Source organism: Chitinophaga rhizophila, assembly GCF_019492185.1.
GTDB classification, from domain to species: Bacteria; Bacteroidota; Bacteroidia; order Chitinophagales; family Chitinophagaceae; genus Chitinophaga; species Chitinophaga rhizophila.
Genome location: NZ_JAICCF010000001.1, coordinates 885,382 through 903,715, shown reverse-complemented (window position 1 = coordinate 903,715; position 18,334 = coordinate 885,382). Strand labels below are relative to the sequence as shown.

Annotated in this window: 13 protein-coding genes; 9 read left to right on the top strand and 4 right to left on the bottom strand. The window is 43.2% G+C overall.

Translation table 11 applies throughout. The annotated features are described in order from the left end of the window. Positions 1–162 precede the first annotated feature (162 nt). Complete coding sequence (locus tag K1Y79_RS03205) at positions 163–672, top strand: hypothetical protein (protein WP_220248551.1); 510 nt, start codon at positions 163–165, stop codon at positions 670–672. Between the two features lie 27 nt (positions 673–699). Here the strand turns inward: K1Y79_RS03205 and K1Y79_RS03200 are convergent, their stop codons facing one another. Together K1Y79_RS03200 and K1Y79_RS03195 are read right to left on the bottom strand one after the other, a co-directional pair. Further along, positions 700–945, bottom strand: a complete 246-nt coding sequence (locus tag K1Y79_RS03200) for a VF530 family protein (protein ID WP_220248550.1) — start codon at positions 943–945, stop codon at positions 700–702. Positions 946–1,012: 67 nt separating this feature from the next. Continuing rightward, positions 1,013–3,718 (bottom strand): PAS domain-containing sensor histidine kinase, encoded by a 2,706-nt coding sequence (locus K1Y79_RS03195; RefSeq protein ID WP_220248549.1) that lies wholly within the window; start codon positions 3,716–3,718, stop codon positions 1,013–1,015. A gap of 131 nt (positions 3,719–3,849) precedes the next feature. Here K1Y79_RS03195 and K1Y79_RS03190 point away from each other — a divergent pair, with 131 nt between their 5' ends. The 5 genes from K1Y79_RS03190 to K1Y79_RS03170 all read left to right on the top strand — a co-directional run bounded on the left by K1Y79_RS03190 (position 3,850) and on the right by K1Y79_RS03170 (position 9,619). Beyond that, on the top strand, positions 3,850–5,628 hold the full coding sequence (locus K1Y79_RS03190) for an ABC transporter ATP-binding protein (RefSeq protein WP_220248548.1): 1,779 nt from the start codon (positions 3,850–3,852) through the stop codon (positions 5,626–5,628). 131 nt (positions 5,629–5,759) lie between these two features. Next, on the top strand, positions 5,760–6,839 hold the full coding sequence (rluF, locus tag K1Y79_RS03185) for a 23S rRNA pseudouridine(2604) synthase RluF (RefSeq protein WP_220248547.1): 1,080 nt from the start codon (positions 5,760–5,762) through the stop codon (positions 6,837–6,839). Between the two features lie 65 nt (positions 6,840–6,904). After that, the gene (locus K1Y79_RS03180; RefSeq protein WP_220248546.1) at positions 6,905–7,438 is read left to right on the top strand and encodes a DUF1877 family protein; all 534 of its coding nucleotides are present in this window, start codon (positions 6,905–6,907) and stop codon (positions 7,436–7,438) included. 165 nt (positions 7,439–7,603) lie between these two features. After that, positions 7,604–8,857: an AAA family ATPase gene (locus K1Y79_RS03175; protein ID WP_220248545.1), complete on the top strand. Its 1,254-nt coding sequence runs from the start codon at positions 7,604–7,606 to the stop codon at positions 8,855–8,857. Positions 8,858–8,866: 9 nt separating this feature from the next. After that, positions 8,867–9,619, top strand: coding sequence for an RloB family protein (locus K1Y79_RS03170; RefSeq protein WP_220248544.1), 753 nt, complete (start codon positions 8,867–8,869; stop codon positions 9,617–9,619). A gap of 467 nt (positions 9,620–10,086) precedes the next feature. Here the strand turns inward: K1Y79_RS03170 and K1Y79_RS03165 are convergent, their stop codons facing one another. Both K1Y79_RS03165 and K1Y79_RS03160 read right to left on the bottom strand, forming a co-directional pair. Then, positions 10,087–10,752 (bottom strand): M48 family metalloprotease, encoded by a 666-nt coding sequence (locus K1Y79_RS03165; protein ID WP_220248543.1) that lies wholly within the window; start codon positions 10,750–10,752, stop codon positions 10,087–10,089. 3 nt (positions 10,753–10,755) lie between these two features. Beyond that, the gene (locus tag K1Y79_RS03160; protein WP_220248542.1) at positions 10,756–11,256 is read right to left on the bottom strand and encodes a hypothetical protein; all 501 of its coding nucleotides are present in this window, start codon (positions 11,254–11,256) and stop codon (positions 10,756–10,758) included. 594 nt (positions 11,257–11,850) lie between these two features. Between K1Y79_RS03160 and K1Y79_RS03155 the strand changes: the two genes are divergently transcribed. From K1Y79_RS03155 to K1Y79_RS03145, 3 genes are read left to right on the top strand one after another with little or no spacing between them, the layout of a single operon-like run. Next, complete coding sequence (locus tag K1Y79_RS03155) at positions 11,851–14,988, top strand: non-ribosomal peptide synthetase (protein WP_220248541.1); 3,138 nt, start codon at positions 11,851–11,853, stop codon at positions 14,986–14,988. A 45-nt stretch (positions 14,989–15,033) separates the two neighbouring features. Next, positions 15,034–16,674, top strand: a complete 1,641-nt coding sequence (locus K1Y79_RS03150) for an ATP-binding cassette domain-containing protein (RefSeq protein WP_220248540.1) — start codon at positions 15,034–15,036, stop codon at positions 16,672–16,674. Between the two features lie 42 nt (positions 16,675–16,716). Beyond that, positions 16,717–18,327, top strand: a complete 1,611-nt coding sequence (locus tag K1Y79_RS03145; protein WP_220248539.1) for an MBL fold metallo-hydrolase — start codon at positions 16,717–16,719, stop codon at positions 18,325–18,327. The last annotated feature ends 7 nt before the right edge of the window (positions 18,328–18,334 follow it).

Below are 18,334 nucleotides of genomic sequence, written 5' to 3'. Positions count from 1 at the left end.
TACCTATTTATCTTGGCAACCTAATTTATTATTGCTGAGGCAATTATTTAACATTTATCCTGTTAATAAATGTGTAAGAATAAGACTTACAATAGGTGTTATAACGCTTGTTTTCGCGTTTAAGTACCTCATTCTGACTTTGTCTTCGTACCTTAGATAGCTATGAAGCTAACCGAACAAGAAGAAATTCACACATTCGAGAGATGTATTACCTTTCTAAATGATATCGGTATTCAGACATCGTATCGTACTATTGATCATGAAAGTTTCCTGCCGGGATTACTCATAGAGAACGGGTCCATTGTAATTGACAAAGAGGTGCTGCAATATCCGGGAGATATTCTGCATGAAGCCGGCCATATTGCAGTAGTACCTTCCAAAGAGCGCAAACATCTTACAGAAGGTGCAATCATCAAAAGAAGAAACCGTGAAGCAGAAGAAGTGATGGCTATTGCATGGTCCTACGCAGCCTGCATCTATTTGAAAATAGATCCTTCCTATGTTTTTCACCAAGATGGTTATAGAGGCGGCAGCATCAGTATAATTGACAGCTGCAACAAAAATGAATATATGGGTATGCTGATGCTGCAAAGTGTTGGCATGGCTGCAGAGGCAAAACAATCAGCAGACAATCTTTCTTATCCTCATATGGAAAAGTGGTTGCGGGAGTAATAGCAGTATTTGTTGCCCGCTCAGCACTTATGGCTGTTGTTTCAACTTCCCTTCAAGTAAAGCATTTTTATAGAAATCTTCTACCTTAGTTCTTGCCCAGGGCGTCTTACGCAGGAACTTCAGACTGGATTGCACGGACGGATTGCTGATAAAACAGTTGATCCGGATCTGATATCCTAACTCATCCCATCCATAGCTTTCTACCAGCTGAGTAATGATTTTTTCAAGTGTGATGCCATGTAGTGGGTCTTTCGATGTATGTCCTGTGTCCATTTGCTATTCTTTGCAGGACAAAGATACTGTACATCCTGCAAAGAAACCGGCAGGATTTCTACTGGCATTACTCAACCGGCAACGTGATTGTAAAACCTGCTCCTTCATTTAACTGTCCGGTTGCCGCGATCGTACCTTGATGCCTTTCCACGATCTTTTTACATAATGCCAGCCCCAGCCCAGTGCCCTCATATTGATCTTTTGAGTGCAGGCGTGTAAATGTCTGGAAGATACGTGCGGCATACTTTGGAGAGAAGCCAATCCCATTATCCTTTAAGACAATTACCAGTTGCTTTTTCCCATCCTTTCTGGTAAACGATGAGGTAATTGTAATGACAGGAGCTCTTTCCGGATAAGAAAATTTCAGTGAGTTAAAGATCAGGTTATAGAACAACTGATACAGCAAAATACCTGCGCCATTCACTGTTGGAAGATCATCGAATACAATACTGGCATGTTTCTGTTGTATTAGTACTTCCAGGTCTGTTTCTACCTGGTGTACCACATCAGTCAATGATACTAATTCGAATGGTATCTCACTGCCGGCAATGGAGGAATATTTCAGTACGCCTTCAATCATACTGAGCATCCTGTTGGTTGCTGCAGAAATTTTATCGATATATATGCGGCCGTTGGCTGATATGTCGCTTTCCTTGTCAAATTCCAGCCTGTTTGTGAACAGTTTTACTTTTCTTACAGGTTCTTTCAGATCGTGTGACGCTACATGGGCAAATTGCTGCAGGTCTTCATTAGATCGCTGCAGTTCCCCCGTTCTCTCCCTGACCAGATTTTCCAGCCTGTCCTGACTGGCCTTAAGGTCATCGATATTGGTGAATGTGCCTACCCAACGGTTAATTTTCTGCTGCTGACTAAGTATCGGACTACCGGATACGCTGAACCATTGGTAACTGTCATCTTCAGCGCGAAGCTGTATTTCGGCACTGAACGCAGTGCCATGCAAAAGGCTTTGCTGCCACGTTGCGATCGTGGCGGTACGATGTTCCGGATGAACATATGTAGTCCAGCCGTCGCCATTGGAAAGCTCAGGGGTGCTACCTGTATATTTATACCAGGTGTCGGTAAAGAAGTCAAACTGACCGTCTGTGTTGGCTGTCCAGATAAGTTGCGGTAACGACTGAGTGAGTGAGCGAAATAGTTCTTCATTTTGTTTCAGGGCTTCTTCTGCCGCTTTGAGCTCAGAAATATCCCTGGTAGTACCAGCTATGGCAATCACTTCTCCATTCACACCAAATACTGGTGCAAAAATATAATCGTATATGCGTTTACCTAATGTAGCATGCGGGAATGACACGTCACCTCTGATTAGCTTCCGGGTGGCCACCACCTGGTCTATTTCACGTTCATGCATCTCAGCATGCCAGGGCTCATACCCATTTTCCAGCAGCCTTTTTCCGATGGACTGCTCCCAGGTAAGTCCCCACATATCCAGCAGGGCCTTGTTAGCATAGATAAATTCGTAATTCAGATTGAATACATATACCAGGTCGGGCGTACTGCTGGACACTGCTTCGAGCAAGCGTTTTGCCTGATCAGATTCATTTTTTGCAATACGCAGCTCATGTTGGGCATCTATCCGGAATGTAATATCAGCAGCTGCGCCAAACCATTCTATGATTTCGCCCTGCTCATTCATAATAGGAATGGCCCTGGAAAACACCCATCCTACAGCGCCATCGGCCTGTATTACCTGGTGTTCCAATTCAAATACTGCTTTTTTCCGGATGGCTTCCCTGATAGTCGCCCAGACTTTTTCTTGTTCCTGCAGGGGAATATAGTGTTCAATCCAGTTCTGAATAGGCTCGCCGGTATCGGCCAGAAAACCTCTGCCATCCAGCTGATGCATAGTAACCCAATCAGCGCTCATACGGTAGATGACATTAGAGGAGGTTCTTACCAGGGCACTATACAGCTTTTCACTTTCGGTAAGCTGCTGTTTGGAAGCTATCTGTGCGGTGATATCATTGGCGATAATTAACACACTATTAATCTGTCCATTGCCTTCTATAAACGGCAGACAGATAAAGTTGTAGTAATGCGTATTTTGTGTTCCGTTTACATTTTTTACGATAAATGGGGTTTCATCTCCATTGACGATCTTATTATTAACATACGCCTCTCTGAACATGGCTGCAATAGGCTGTTGCTGCGCTGGTGGCAGAACTTCTGCAAGCGGTCTGCTCAGCGCGTTTCTGTCAATACCCCATGCCTGGAAAAGAGTTTCATTGGCGACAGTCAGGATCATATCTTCACCTTGAAGGATGAAAACAGGTTCTGCAGATTGTTCAATAATGGTACGTGCAATTTCCGTCTGTTGACGCGGCGCCAGTTGTTCCGTTGTTTTAAGAACAGTGCATAACACACCGCCGGTAACGCCATTTTCGATATATATTGGGGTGTAATAATAATCATTACTGGTAGCGGACACTCCTTGTTCAAGTACCTGCCTGATTATTGACAGACTAGGAGCCTCTGCCCATGCTGGAGCAAATGTTTCGCCCGCAACAGGGGAATGGCCGCCTGTATGACGTAAATAGGCATCATTACAAAACTGAAAAAGTGCTGAGCCCCAAAGAAGTAATTGAGGCTGTGGTGCATGCAGGCACATTGACAGCGCTGTGCATAAACTCTGCGGCCAGTTAGGGGGAGCACTTAACGGGTGGTCGGTCCAATCTTTCTTCAGAATATATTTGCTGCCTTCACTGCGACCTAAAAAGCCTGGCATTTCGGGCTGCCGGGGATTCAAAATGCTCATAATGCCGGGAAAATACAAATAATTACCATAATACCAAGGCCATTATGCCATACTTGGCAGGCTGTTGCTTATATCATATTGATCATCATTCCCGCTTTTATATCTTTGCACTTTATTTAACAAATATTACTATGGCAAACCCATATGTATCTCTGTTGCGTACCGCATGGCGTTACGCGCGGAAGGAGCGGAAGAAGTATGTAGTGGTGTATGCCATGTTTGTCGTTTCTGCTATTATTTATGCCCTATACCCTGTGCTGCTGGGATGGTTTATCAGTAAAATCCAGCAGGAAACGCAGCAGGTATTGCATTATGCACTTTTGTATGCAGTCAGCTATTTTTGTCTGAAAGTTGTAGAATGGTGTTTTCATGGCCCCGCCCGCATTATGGAGCGGGAACTTGCATTTAACCTGAGCCGCAACTTTCTGCAGGAAAGATATCACCAGGTATTGCATCTACCAGTGAAATGGCACCAGGACCATCACAGCGGAGCTACTATTAATCGTATCCGCAAAGCCTACGAGGCACTAAAGACATTCTTTGACCACGGGTTTATGTATTTACGGGCAGTAGGTAAGCTCATTTTTTCCGTAGTTGCTATCATTTACTTCTCACCACTATTCGGAGCTATTGGTGTAGGGCTCGGTATCATCACTATCTGGGTTATTTTCAGGTTTGATAAGCCCTTTATCCGTACACTGGATGAAGTAAACGAAAAGGAACACGTAGTATCATCGACCTTATTCGACAGTCTATCCAATATTATGACGGTTATTACGCTCCGGCTGGAAAAAAGCATGGAAACCGGTCTGTTGGGAAAAGTGCATCAGATCCTTCCGCCGTTCAGAAAAAATATTCGCGTGAATGAATGGAAATGGTTTGTAGCAGACATACTGATCACTGTGATCTACTGTGTGGTCGCTGTTGGTTACATCTTACAGAACTGGGAACCGGGTAAAGTGTTTTACGTAGCTGGACTAGTGACGTTACTCGGGTATGTGAACCAGTTTACAAGCGTATTTTATGACTTTGCCTGGCAGTATACGGATATTACCCAATACAATACATCTGTGCAGACTGCCGCCAATATCGATGCTGCCTTCAGGCAGCACCATCGTCCTGACGCGCCTACAGACCTGCCGGCTGACTGGCAGGTGATAGATATCAGAAACCTGAACTTTTCGCACCGGGAGCAATATGATGCAACCCATGCACCGCAAAGCCTTCACCAGCTCAATATCAGCATACCGCGTGGTAAGCGTATCGCATTAATAGGAGAGAGCGGCAGCGGTAAAAGTACGCTGTTGTCATTACTGAGAGGTTTATATGATCCACAGCCAGGTATGACCCTCGATGTAGATGGGAAGTCGTATGATATGGATACGCTGAATGAAACCGTAACGCTTTTTCCGCAGGAACCTGAGATCTTCGAGAATACCATCGCTTACAACGTGACTTTAGGCCTGCCGTTCAGCGAAGAAGACATCAACTCGGTATGTGAAAGCGCTCATTTTACTGACGTGATCAAACAACTGCCGGGAGGGCTGGAGTCTGATATCCGCGAGAAAGGCGTAAACCTTTCCGGCGGACAAAAACAGCGGCTTGCACTGGCACGTGGTATCCTTGCTGCCAGGGAAAGCGATGTAGTATTACTGGACGAGCCTACAAGCAGTGTAGATCCGAAAACAGAGGTGATGATATATAGCAAATTATTCAAAGCCTTTGCAGATAAAGCAGTCATATCCTCTATTCACCGGCTGCATTTGTTATCACAGTTTGACTATGTCTATGTTCTGCAACAGGGACATATCGTAGCTGAGGGTACATTTGAGGAACTAAGGGAAAATAGTCCTGTATTCCAGGAGCTATGGCGGCATCAGAAAGAAACGATGGGAAAATATTATCATTAACAGTGGGGGTTTTGTAAGCCGGGGACGGTTCTCCGCACCTTAAAACCGGTATCTCCCGACGGTTTTTTCCATTCAATTACCGACCTTTGCACCTGGAATGCACTTGCATACCGTCTAAAATAAATACGTCATTGGACCAATCTATCAGTTTAAATAAGTTCATTAGTGATACCGGCTATTGCTCCCGTCGGGAGGCAGATAATCTCATTACGCAGGGGCGGGTACTACTAAATGACCGGAAGGCTGTACTGGGAAACCGGTATAAACCCGGAGATACGGTTGAAGTAGATGGTAGCCTGATCACAGCTGCCAAAAAGGAAAAGCGTGTATATCTGGCACTCAACAAGCCGCCGGGAATCACTACGACCACTGAATTACATGTCAAAGATAATATCATCAGTTTTGTAGGTTATCCTCAGCGGATATTTCCTATTGGCCGTCTTGACAAAGATTCTGAAGGGCTGATCTTCCTGACCAATGACGGAGATATCATCAATAAGATATTACGGGCTGCCAATAACCACGAGAAGGAATATGTTGTAAGGGTAAATAAACCCATCAATACCACCTTCCTGCAACAGATGTCTCAGGGAGTGCCCATCCTTGATACTGTTACCTTGCCATGTAAGGTACAGATGGTTGGGCGCCAGACTTTCCGCATCATTCTGACCCAGGGACTCAATCGCCAGATCAGGCGTATGTGTGAATACCTTGGTTATGCCGTAGTAGGCTTGCAACGTGTGCGTATTATGAACGTCAAGCTTGATAAACTTCCGCTGGGAAAATGGCGTTATCTGACCGATGCAGAAATGGCCTCCCTGAAAGAAAGTATTGCCGATTCCAGTGGAGAAAGTGATAAGGTAAAACCAGCAGCCAAACGTAGGAACGTTGCAGCTCCTGCAACCGCTGATAAAACGCAGCAAGCCGCTCCCGCACCCAGGAACAGACCTGCTGACCATCGCCAGAAACATAAAGCTGCGAAGCCAGGTACTAAAGAGCCGCAACCTGCTGTTGGGGGAAAGAACAGAACAGCTGAATTTCATCAGAAGCATGCATCAGCAAAACCAACTGCAAAGGATCACACTCCTAAAAAGGGACAAAGCACTGATAAACCAGGTAAGAAAGAACATGCTACGCAGAAATCTGCGCCTGCCCGCAAGGGAAGAGCAACTGGTCAGGTAAAGAAGACAGGTAAGGGGAGATCCAGATAAAACCAGGCGGTCGTAATATGCCGGAAATATTTTTTTCCGTAGTTTTGCTCCCCAAATTTTGTCGTATGAGTCAAAGTATAACGCTATACCGTATATCCCCGCAGCATTTTGAGATGTTAAAGGCAGATCCGGAAGGAACGGGCATACTCAACATCTCAAAAGAGCATATCGTATTTCCACAAACTTTTGAGGCGATCAGATTTATTTTATCAAAAGAGCAAGATGAGGAGACCGAATCTTTAATAAAGCAAATCTTTTATCCCGAAGCTTATATAGAAAGGAAAGTAGATATAGCGGGCATGGAAATGCTGTCTGATGACCTTGACCTGGACGATACTGCCATTTACTATAATCACGTAGATGATGTAGCAGATATGGATGCTTTTCTGCAAACCATCTCCGTTGAACAATTCCACAAACGCTACGATCCGCAGGAATTGAATAAGAACAATATTTATCCTAGCAAGGTCTGGACGGAAGAAGGTGCGCCCGATCGGGCATTTACCAGAAGTCACCTGGCCGGAGAATTTGCAGACCTGAAAAGTTTTATGGCAGCCGCGAAGTTGGATGGGGATTATGTTTTGTCATATGTGTGGTAAAGCAATCTTCACGATATACCTCAATTGCCTGCTAAGGTGATAAGATTCCCCACAGCAGATTAATAGCCCCAAATTGCCCTGTTTTTTTAAAAATTGCATAAAAATTGCAAATAGCTAAAAAGTTAGGTATTTTTGAAGGGGTGTATCATCATGAAAATATAGCTTATGATTGTGGATTTTAGCTTATCCAACTATAGATCTTTTAATGGCATGCAAACCCTTAGCTTTAAAGCGACCGGTTTGACATCCGTTGATGAATCAGTCGATAGGATGAATTTAATCGATGGCCACGGAGCTGATTATCTGAAAATTGTCGCTATTTATGGGGCTAATGGAAGCGGCAAATCCAATATTATTGAGGGACTCCAGTTTTTTAGCGCGATGATTGTCAGTTCCATCGAAGTTGACGATCTCCCTAAAATGACAATTCAACCATTCCTTTTTTCATCTGAAGAGACAGAAAACTTCGGATATTTCCAGATCATCCTGATATTAGGAAATAGTAAATATCGATATGGCTTCACCATTGGAAAAAGAGGAGAAATTCAAACAGAATGGTTATTTGGTCCGGCGTCACATAACGAAACTTATTACTTTAAACGAAGCACCTTAGGAATTGAAGTTAACCCGGAATGGTTTCCTGAAGGAATAGAATTACCCAAAGACAAATTACGCGAAGATTCCCTGTTTCTGACATTTTGTGCAGCTTATGATGGTAAAATATCACGTGCTATCCGGGATTACTTTAAGTCGCAAGTTAGTTTTGAGGGCTACTCAAGATATCCGGAATATATTTTTGACAGATCAAATACAAGATATGACGAGTCTTCCACAGATGAATTGGTGATTGATGGCAAAAAGGATTTGGTATTGACCTGGTTACGTGAGGCAGGTATGAATTATTCTGACATTGCGGTAGAAAAGACAGATGATGAAAGAAGAAGACCTCGAATAAATTTATACAAACATGTTTATGACAATGAAGGTAAGGTTGTCGGACAACGAAAATTGAATCTTGTCAGAGATGAGTCTCAGGGAAGTAGAAAATATTATAGATATATTGGGAGATTGATTTCAAAATTTGAAAATGGGGGGCTCTTTGTTTCTGATGAAATTGATAACAATTTCCATCCGTCATTATTGAAGAAGCTGATTTCTTTATTTCAAAATAAAGAAATCAATAAAGCTAATGCTCAATTACTGTTTACCAGCCATGATACAAATCTTATGAGTCCGGATTACATGCGGAGAGATCAATTTTATTTCGCAGAGAAGACTTTACTGGAGGATACCAGACTGTATTCTTTGTCTGATTTAAAAGGTATAAGAAACAATGCAGACTTCGCACGACAGTATCTGAGCGGCGCATATGGAGCGCTACCTATACTGGGAAATTATTTGGAGGAAACCGAAAAATGATATTAGCTAATGGCACAAAATCCGTGGGATATTAAAACCAACGATGAAAGACCATCAGAAACAATTAATGTATTTATAATTTTTTGTGAGGATGCCGTTAGTGAACCTGAATATTTCAGGTCATTTCAGACCGATAAGCTAAAAGTAAACCCTATTGGGAATGCGCGATGGGGTAAGCTAAATCTATACGAAACAATTAAGCAGTGTCTTGCCGATGGCCTAATGGAATTTAAAGCTGACGCATACAGGATCAAAGAAGGTGTTACAGATAATATCTGGTGTGTTTATGATCGTGACGCCAATAATAAAGACCTTGACTTAGTAACAGAAGAAAAGAAAATCCCCTGGAGTGTTTCGATACAAACGGCGACCGAAACAGGCTTAAACATCGCCTGGAGCAATGATGCATTTGAGCTATGGATTTTACTTCATTTTGAGGATATAGAACCAGGTAAGCCTGTCCACAGAGACTATATATATCAGCGTTTGACAGAAATTTTTAAAATAATCCAACCGAGAAGTCCTGAATTGGATGAACTCACCGGAAATCCCCAATTTTACTATAAATACGGTTTCAAAAGACTTAAATATTTTGCAGATCATGTTCTGTCTAAAATGAAACCTTTGACTCCGGTTGCTATAGAAAGAGCCGAAAAGTTAGCCGCTTATTATCAGAATGATATTCCCTTTCATGAGCGAAACCCCTGCACAATGGTTCATTTGCTCGTAAAGGAACTAATGGCTAATGACGGTGTTGCCTAAAATAACCTTTTTATCCCGATCATCTTACGTTCATCCTACGTTCATAAACGTAAGAAGAACGTAAGATACCCTTGTTAAAACCGACACATCCCGCCCTTTTTTTTGCCTCCGCAAATCAACACCTTTCTCCGTATTAATCATTGAATTTTTACGTCCCTTACACCACGTATCGGCGTCCTATGGACACGTTTTGGCGTCCTATGGACATCGTCTGAAATCGAAAAAGCAATATTGCTAACATTGTATCAGCAATGGCGAAAGCTATCGTGGAATGGTGATGTAAGCTGTTAGAATAGCAGTTTAAAGCACACTGGTTGCAGTGGTACAGGTGTTTAATAATGGTTTATTATCAGCAAGTTTGTTCTTTGACATATTGGGTAAATTATATCCAGGCAGTCTTGTCAGGATGTTATTTTTGATACTGACTTCTTAAATCTTAAAGTGCAGGTTGGGGTAATCGATTGATATTAATTATCGCTACAGCTCTCGCATCTGGACGGATCATAAGACCCTTTGACAGCGTCATTCCAGCCTTGTCTGATGGTGGCAGCCCGTGCTCGTTTATTTGGATGCGAACTTGTATCATAGTCAGTTCCGTAATACAAGATGCATTTAACTGCAGCCTCCTGATTTGCGCCTAATTTTTTTAGTATGTATCCACTCCAGTAGTCCGCATCAAGTTCACTCTTTAGCTGAGAGGTGTATCTGTTGAATCCTGCGATATGATGACCAACTTCATGTGCTATTATCGAAATAGCCGCCCATTGTGTTCCTGTTGATTTGTTTACTTTGTTCAGGAACAGCTGATCCGCGATAATCATTCGTACACCATTTTCGCCAATGGAGGCAAAACAATTGTCCTCTTCCGCCGCAATAAATACTTTTATCGGGACACTAAAATTTAAAGTGTTTTTTATTTCCTGTATCACGTCAGGAATACCAGAATTATCACCTTTTACGGCTTCTCTGGTAATATATTCTCTCGTTCCACCGATATTATAAAATCCGCTTTTCAAACTGAATCCGCAAAAGGACTTTCCGCCAAGCGCCGTAATTTTCACAGTTTTTTGCGCACTGGCGGGCATGCAGAAGAAGGTGACAAGGCTAAGCGTGCAAGCAATAATTCTATTCATGTGTCAGAATTTTGGTTTATAGCCAGACGCCGTTTTAGGTATTGATATTTTCAATGCTTTGTCCTCATCAATTCCAGCAGTTAATTCCTCTATTTCATCTGTGTCAATCTCAGAATTTTCTTCGTTGCCAGACCTCTTATCAGGTGCCGGACGAACGATCTCCGTAGACTGTTCTACCGCACATCCTCTTACTATCTGTGCATACCAATTGTTGACATACTGGCATTGTAGGCCATACCATTGATTAAGGGAACTTAACATCTGCCAGCGGCAATTCTGTACTACCTGAGGATTGACCGGAACAGCCTGTCCCCATTGGTTCGTTACATAGGCCGGGCACCGAACGTTTGGTATATTCTGCCAGTACTCATTCTGATAAATCTGGTTTACTTGTCCTGCATACTGTTGGAGTTGGCTGACTGCTTGTCCGCAAGTTACATTCTGGGCAAATGAACTTGTAGAGAAATAGCAGCCTACCAGTAAGGCTGAAACTATTTTCTTCATAACCTATATTTGGGGTGGTGTAAAAATAAATCGTAGCTCATGCTAATACTGACCGAAAGTTCGGATAATTGAGTTTTATAGAAAATACCAAGTAGTTTGTATTTTTAAGTAGTTCTCTAACCCTATCGTTCCTACACTATTTGACTGCAATGACAGGTGTTGTGAATCGTAAATTTCAAAAAATGTTTTTTTTTTAAATAGTTCTTTCTTACTTTTAAAACTACTGGAAAAACAGTGATAGCTAAATCACAAGAAGACATTGTTAATAGGTAGTTCCACTATTAACCCGAGTATAGTACTATATGTTTGTCATCCAATTATTAACCCGTAGAGATAATTTAAAATCACGCTCATGAGGCCAAGTTTACCAACTGAAGTATTTAATTAACAAAACTTTAGAAGATAGTCCATTCCCGATTAATGAAGAACAAGTGCAGAGATAATCATCTTCTATCTGAGGTGTATTAATCTGTTCAGGATGCTTTTTTATTGATGAAGATTTTACCGTATTAAGTATATCCGGGATGTTTTTAGCCTGCTGACTATAGACGATTCTTACAAGGATCTGTCTATATCAGATCCATATACACTGCTATGAAGATGTGCCAACCCTCTTTAACCCAGGAATTAATCTGGCTTGACCAGTTAATTTCTAATAACCCGTCAAAATACAATATTGGTGGTTATGTTATACTGCGAGGAAGTTTATCTCAGGAACTGTTTGAACAGGCGCTGAAAACGGTGCTTGGCATGCAGGAAATCTATTCCGCTATATTTACTGCCAAAGGTAAAGAGTTATCCTGGCATACCTCTGATGCTGCTACAGGTTTCAAGCTACAGGTAGTTGATTTCTCTGAAACAGAAAATGCTCCTGCGCTTGCCCGCGAGTGGATGGAGGAAGATTTTAGTATACCGTTTCAGATCACCGGTAATAACGACCACCTGTTCAGGATAACATTGTTAAAAATTACCGCAGATACACATTATTGCTATGCCAAAATACACCATATAATTGCAGATGGCTGGTCTTTTAAGCTGTTGCTTAATCAACTGGGTACTGCTTATGATGAACTATCCGCAGGAAAAATGCCTGCTGTCCGGCAATACCGTTACAGCGACTATGTAGCAGATGATGCAGCTTATCAGCAATCGGAAGCTGCTGCGGATGATAAACAATTCTGGTTGGACGAATATGCTACACAGCCCGGCGAATTATTTAAGGCAAACGTGCCGAATACCCAGGATAGTGCCCCTGCCGGTACTGCTACGCTATTCGTGCTCGCTGATCTGAAGAAACAGTTGCAAACTATCGCAGAAAACCATAAATCTTCTGTTTTCCAGGTCATTATGGGCCTTTTGCTGGCTTACCTGGCACGTACCAGGCAGCAAACCCACATCGCCGTAGCTCTTCCTGTGCTGAACCGGTCTAAAAAAGTGTACAAACAGACCGCAGGTGTATTCATGAACCTGATATGCCCTGTGTTTGATATTGATGTCCAGGGCAGACTGCCCGAGCTGTTGAATGAAATCAGAACAAAGATGTATGCCTGCCTGAAGCATCAAAGGTATCAGTATGGTAATCTGGTAAAAGATCTTCAGACATCGCATGCAGGGAAACCCGTTTATCAGCTCAGGGTATCATACGAGGACTTTGATTTTAATACCGCATTCGGCGGACTTACAGCCAGTACAACTGCCTTGTCTAATCACTATGAGGTAGAGCCGCTATCCATTTATATAAGAGATTATAACGACCAGGGGTTTGATGTACGGTTTATCTATAATAAAGCGTACTTCAATGAAGAGATGATTAACGCTATGTCCGCCGCACTCATGGAGCTGATATCAGCTGTGCCCCACCTGGCCGGCACGCCCGTGAAGGAGTGGCCTGTTATCAGCGAGGAAGAAAAAGCAAGGATATTGTCTTTTGCAAAAGGAGAAACCCGCAGCTGGCCTCAGGATACATTTGTCAGCATGTGGCGTCAGGTGGCAGATAGCCTGCCCGGCAACATCGCTGTAACTGCGGGTAAAGACCAGTTCACTTACAGGGATATTGACCTGCAGGTACGTGCAATTGCAAATGTTTTATTAAATAGTCACTCCTTTAAGTGCGGTGATACCATTGGCCTTTTGTTACCCAGATCTGCCGACATGGTAACCGGTATGCTGGGATGCATGACGGCGGGTGCGGTATATATGCCCATTGATCCGGAAGAACCTGCCGACAGGATACATACCTTCCTGAAGAATGGCGCTTGCACAAAGTTGATAGTTTCAGGGGATCTGGCAAAAGACTTTCAGTCCGGTGACATTGAAGTGATCAGGCTGGAACAGATAGATGTCAATAATGATAATGTTGTTTTGCCTGCTACAGTAGACATCCTACCGGAAAGTCCCTGTTATGTGATACACACCTCCGGGTCCACCGGCGTACCCAAAGCCGTAGCAGTCTCTCATCATTCTTTTATGAATTATGTCTGCCATTTTCAGCAATACTTCGGATTGACGTCGGAGGATGTGGTGCTGCAACACGCTGCTGTCAGTTTTGACATTGCTATGGAAGAAATATTCCCGATACTGGGAGTAGGTGGCCGGTTATGTATCCTTGACGACAGGAAGAACATCAGAAAGATCATCGAAACAATTGAACAGGAGAGGGTCAGTGTTATCAGTTCTACTCCGCTGGTGTTAAAGGAACTGAATGATCAACTGGCAGATACATCCTTGCGGCTTGTTATCAGCGGGGGCGATATACTCAGACCAGCATATATTGACCGCTTCCTGTCTAAAGATATTCCTGTATATAATACTTATGGCCCCACTGAATGCACCATCTGTGCCACCTATCACAAGGCCGAGAGGAATGAAGCCTCAATAGCCATTGGCAAACCCATCGCCAACTGTAATGTCTACGTCCTGGATAAAGATGGTGAACTCCAGCCTGTGGGTGTAGAAGGTGAAATATGCGTAGGCGGATCGGGAGTAGCCATTGGATATAAGAATGATAAAAACCTTTCCCTGGAAAAGTTTATTGATCATAAACTTGCGCCCCAAGGAAAATTATACCGCACTGGTGATATAGGTAAATACAGTGCCGACGGCCTACTGCATTACACCGGCCGGCACGATATACAATTGAAAGTAAGAGGTATCCGGATTGAGCCCCGGGAAATCGAGCGGTCCATCATGGAATGCCCCGGCATACGTTCGGCTGTAGTGATAGCTGCACAAGACCCGGGATATGGTACCATACCAGTGGCTTTTGTCATCTTTGACAATACCGGTACTGCGGATATACAATTGCCTGCATTACGGGCGTTGCTGCGGTCACGCCTCCCTGAATATATGTTACCTAGTCGTATTATACCTGTAGCCGATATTCCATTGAACGCCCAGGGAAAACCCGATCAGACGGCACTGCTCAAACTGATGCAAACGGCTGCGCCGGATACAAAAGAGCGGCCGCTGAAGATGCCGGCAAACCACACCGAACAGGTGCTGATGGACATCTGGATAAGTATATTAGACACCACAGCGATCAGCGTAACAGATAACTTCTTTGACCTTGGTGGGCATTCGCTGAAAGCAGCTGCACTGGTGAGTGAGATCTATGACAGATTTGATGTAGATATCAGCATCGGTGAAATATTTGCTGCGCCTACTATCCGGCAGCTGGGCGATCTGATCAGCCAACAGGAGGATAATCAGTTCGAGTACGTAGAGCTGTGTTAACATCGTAAACCCGGATGAATCAAAATACAAGTCAGATAATTCATCATGAATATTTTTAGATTGTTTCAGGCCCGGTCAAAGGGATTCTATGCTTTCCTGATATGTTTAAGTCTGATCAGCAGTCTGACGAATGTAGGCATATTGCTGTTTATTAACTCCGCTATCCGCAGTGTGGCCAGCCAGGGAATGGTAGAAATACAGTCGGCAGTAGCATTCTTCCTGTTAATTGGAAGTTCTTTCCTCGTTTCCTTCTTTTTCCAGAAGTATATGGTGGACATGACCAATGATATTACTTACGGCATTGAACTGTCCATACTGGAAAAGATCAGGCACGCCTCCTACGAGTCCTTTGAAAAATTGGGATACGAAAAAATATATGCCGCTATCAGTGACGCCAGGATACTCAGCCGTATGCCAACTGTCTTTATCAATCTGATCAACTCATTTATCACCATAGTCTGCACACTTGCTTATCTGTTTTATACTTCCTTTTTCAGTGGTCTCGTGCTGCTGGGTATCATGATTGCCTTACTGGCCATATACATGTACCGCGACAAGCACATTGCCAAAAATCTGGAAAAGGTGCGTGATCTGCAGGATACATATTATGGTTACCTGCGCGAACTATTACAGGGATTTCGCCAGGTGAGGGTGTCGTTGAATAGAAGCCATACGCTTTTTGACAGGTACCTTTTTGCCAATCGCACGGAAAGTAGGAAGCTGAATACAAAGGCTTCCCGCCAATATGCCTTTAACGAATTAACAGGCGTTTATAGCTGGTACATCCTGTTAGGCAGTATTGTATTTATCCTGCCGGTATTTATGAAAATGGATCCGATGCAGATTGTCGGTTTCGTGACAGCCGTGCTGTTCATGATGTCCCCACTTTCGCAGATTATTATCTTTCTCCCATCTTACGCTAGTTTCAAGATAGCGCTGAACCGTATCAATAAGATAGATAGTCAGCTGCAGGTCAACTTACCCCTGAAGCCTGCAGATCCCGTTGCTGTACAGTTTGAGTCGCTTCGCTTTGAGAACATTAAGTATAGCTACGACACAACCGATCCAAGGTCATTCCACCTCCACCTGTCCGAATTAACTATCAGTAAACAGGAGATACTGTTTCTGATCGGAGGTAATGGCAGCGGCAAAACAACGTTTATTAATCTATTAATGGGTCTTTACCAACCCCAACAGGGAAAGATATTCATTGACGAAAAGGAAGTGTCCTGGGAAGCGTACTGCCGCTTTGTAAATAATATGAGCGTCGTATTCACGAATCAGTATCTGTTCCGGGAAAACTATGACCAGCACGATCTGTCAGCTAATAACACCTTACTGAACCAAATGACGCAGCAGTTCAACCTGACCGGCGTGCTGAAAGTGCATACGGATGAAAACAGGGTTGATACAAACCTCTCCCGCGGACAACAGAAACGGGTTGCATTGCTATTGGCATTACTGGAAGAAAAGCCAATTATCGTGCTGGATGAATGGGCGGCAGAACAGGATACAATAAATAAGGATGCTTTTTATACCGAGTGGCTCGAATTGTTAAGGCGAATGGGAAAGACCATTGTCATAGTCACACACGATGATGACTATTTCAGCTGCGCCGACCGGGTAATAAAGTTCAAGGCAGGCAGTATTATGAACGAAAGAATGAATGATAAAGTAGCTAACTGAAAGAAGGATAATTAAATAATTTCCACATAAAAACGAATACGTATGAATGAGCCAAAAGTATATCTTAAACCTAACGTTGTGCTCGAACCATTAATCGATAAATGGTATGCATGGAGCCATTTGATTTCTCCCGCCACAGCTGCGATGAATATTACGGGCAGACACATTAAAATTATGGATTCGTTTATTGCCGCTCCTGAAGTGCATGAAGACGCAGTGAGGAACCCCCGGTTGCTTGGCGGCCCTTTTATGGATATCCCCAAGGAAAGAGCAGCAGAAGTGGTTGCCCTTAAAGCAGATACCCTCCAGCGCAGGAAGGATATGCTGGAACTGTCCAACGCTATCAAAGAGCTGGACATGATGTTATGGAAAGAAGCCAAAGGATTTGGCATAGAAACACTGTATAAAAAAGTGCCGGAGACCCTGAAAGGATATGTTGAGTTGTTCTATGACCGTAATGGAAATCCCGCATTCCGCTTCTTTGAATCATTATTATACAAAAGCCGTTTTTACAATAAAAACGCCCAGAGCATTGCGCTATGGGTAACAGATAACGATCACCGCCCGTTCTGTCTTAGTACTCCACGGCTGGATGAACCCAATGTACTTCAGTTAGATCTGAGTTTTGATCATCCAGGAATAGACGAACTTTCCAGGATGAAAAGAACACCAGCGCCTTTAAGTTACATCAAAGCGCAACTGGGAATAACAGAAGAACAAGCCCCGCTGTTTGAAACGTTCTTCACAGAAACTCCACATCCTACCTATGACAGGTACACCGGCGACAAGATCCGTATGCGCTACTTCGGACATGCCTGCATCTTGATTGAAACAAAAGATGTATGCATCCTTGCCGATCCCCTGATTAGTTACTATGGTTATCATTCTGATGTGGAGCATTTTTCAGATGCTGACTTGCCAGATGTTATCGATTATGTAATCATTACCCACAACCACCAGGATCATATATTATTTGAAACACTGCTGCCTCTGAGACACAAAATCAAAAATATCATTGTACCAAGAGCGAAAGAAGGTCGTCTCGAAGATCCGGATCTGAAGCTGATGTTCAATACGGTTGGTTTCAACAATATCATTGAGCTGGGCGAAATGGAAACAGTTCAGTTCTCAGACGCAACCATCACAGGTATACCTTTTACAGGAGAACACAGTGATCTGAATATTGTATGTAAACTATGTCACCTGGTAAGTATTGGCGAGTTTAAGTTATTGTTCATGGCAGATTCCAGAATTACTGAGCCTAATCTGTATAAACATGTGCAGGAACAAACAGGAGATGTAGATGTCATATTCCTGGGAATGGAATGTGACGGAGCCCCGCTCTCGTGGTTATATGGTCCTTTGCTCACCAGACAGGTACCCAGAGATCAGGACCATAGCAGAAGACTCTCAGGTTCTGATTGCGAAAGAGGCATGTTCCTGGTAGATATTTTCCATCCAAAGGAAGTGTATGTCTATGCGATGGGACAGGAACCATGGATCGAATTTATTACCAGCACCAAATACACGTCTGAGTCTAATCCGATCGTACAGTCTGATAAACTGGTGAAATTATGCACAGAACGAGGCATAGTAGCCGAAAGGCTGTTCGGTGAAAAAGAACTGCTCTATGAACGTGAAATGGTATTTTAAAGCATAT

What these genes read in the sequence shown, in the direction of transcription:
- K1Y79_RS03205 (WP_220248551.1), top strand. Translation starts at nt 163, where the DNA reads ATGAAGCTAACCGAACAAGAAGAAATTCACACATTCGAGAGATGTATT.
- K1Y79_RS03200 (WP_220248550.1), bottom strand. Translation starts at nt 945, where the DNA reads ATGGACACAGGACATACATCGAAAGACCCACTACATGGCATCACACTT.
- K1Y79_RS03195 (WP_220248549.1), bottom strand. Translation starts at nt 3,718, where the DNA reads ATGAGCATTTTGAATCCCCGGCAGCCCGAAATGCCAGGCTTTTTAGGT.
- K1Y79_RS03190 (WP_220248548.1), top strand. Translation starts at nt 3,850, where the DNA reads ATGGCAAACCCATATGTATCTCTGTTGCGTACCGCATGGCGTTACGCG.
- K1Y79_RS03180 (WP_220248546.1), top strand. Translation starts at nt 6,905, where the DNA reads ATGAGTCAAAGTATAACGCTATACCGTATATCCCCGCAGCATTTTGAG.
- K1Y79_RS03175 (WP_220248545.1), top strand. Translation starts at nt 7,604, where the DNA reads ATGATTGTGGATTTTAGCTTATCCAACTATAGATCTTTTAATGGCATG.
- K1Y79_RS03170 (WP_220248544.1), top strand. Translation starts at nt 8,867, where the DNA reads ATGGCACAAAATCCGTGGGATATTAAAACCAACGATGAAAGACCATCA.
- K1Y79_RS03165 (WP_220248543.1), bottom strand. Translation starts at nt 10,752, where the DNA reads ATGAATAGAATTATTGCTTGCACGCTTAGCCTTGTCACCTTCTTCTGC.
- K1Y79_RS03160 (WP_220248542.1), bottom strand. Translation starts at nt 11,256, where the DNA reads ATGAAGAAAATAGTTTCAGCCTTACTGGTAGGCTGCTATTTCTCTACA.
- K1Y79_RS03155 (WP_220248541.1), top strand. Translation starts at nt 11,851, where the DNA reads ATGAAGATGTGCCAACCCTCTTTAACCCAGGAATTAATCTGGCTTGAC.
- K1Y79_RS03150 (WP_220248540.1), top strand. Translation starts at nt 15,034, where the DNA reads ATGAATATTTTTAGATTGTTTCAGGCCCGGTCAAAGGGATTCTATGCT.
- K1Y79_RS03145 (WP_220248539.1), top strand. Translation starts at nt 16,717, where the DNA reads ATGAATGAGCCAAAAGTATATCTTAAACCTAACGTTGTGCTCGAACCA.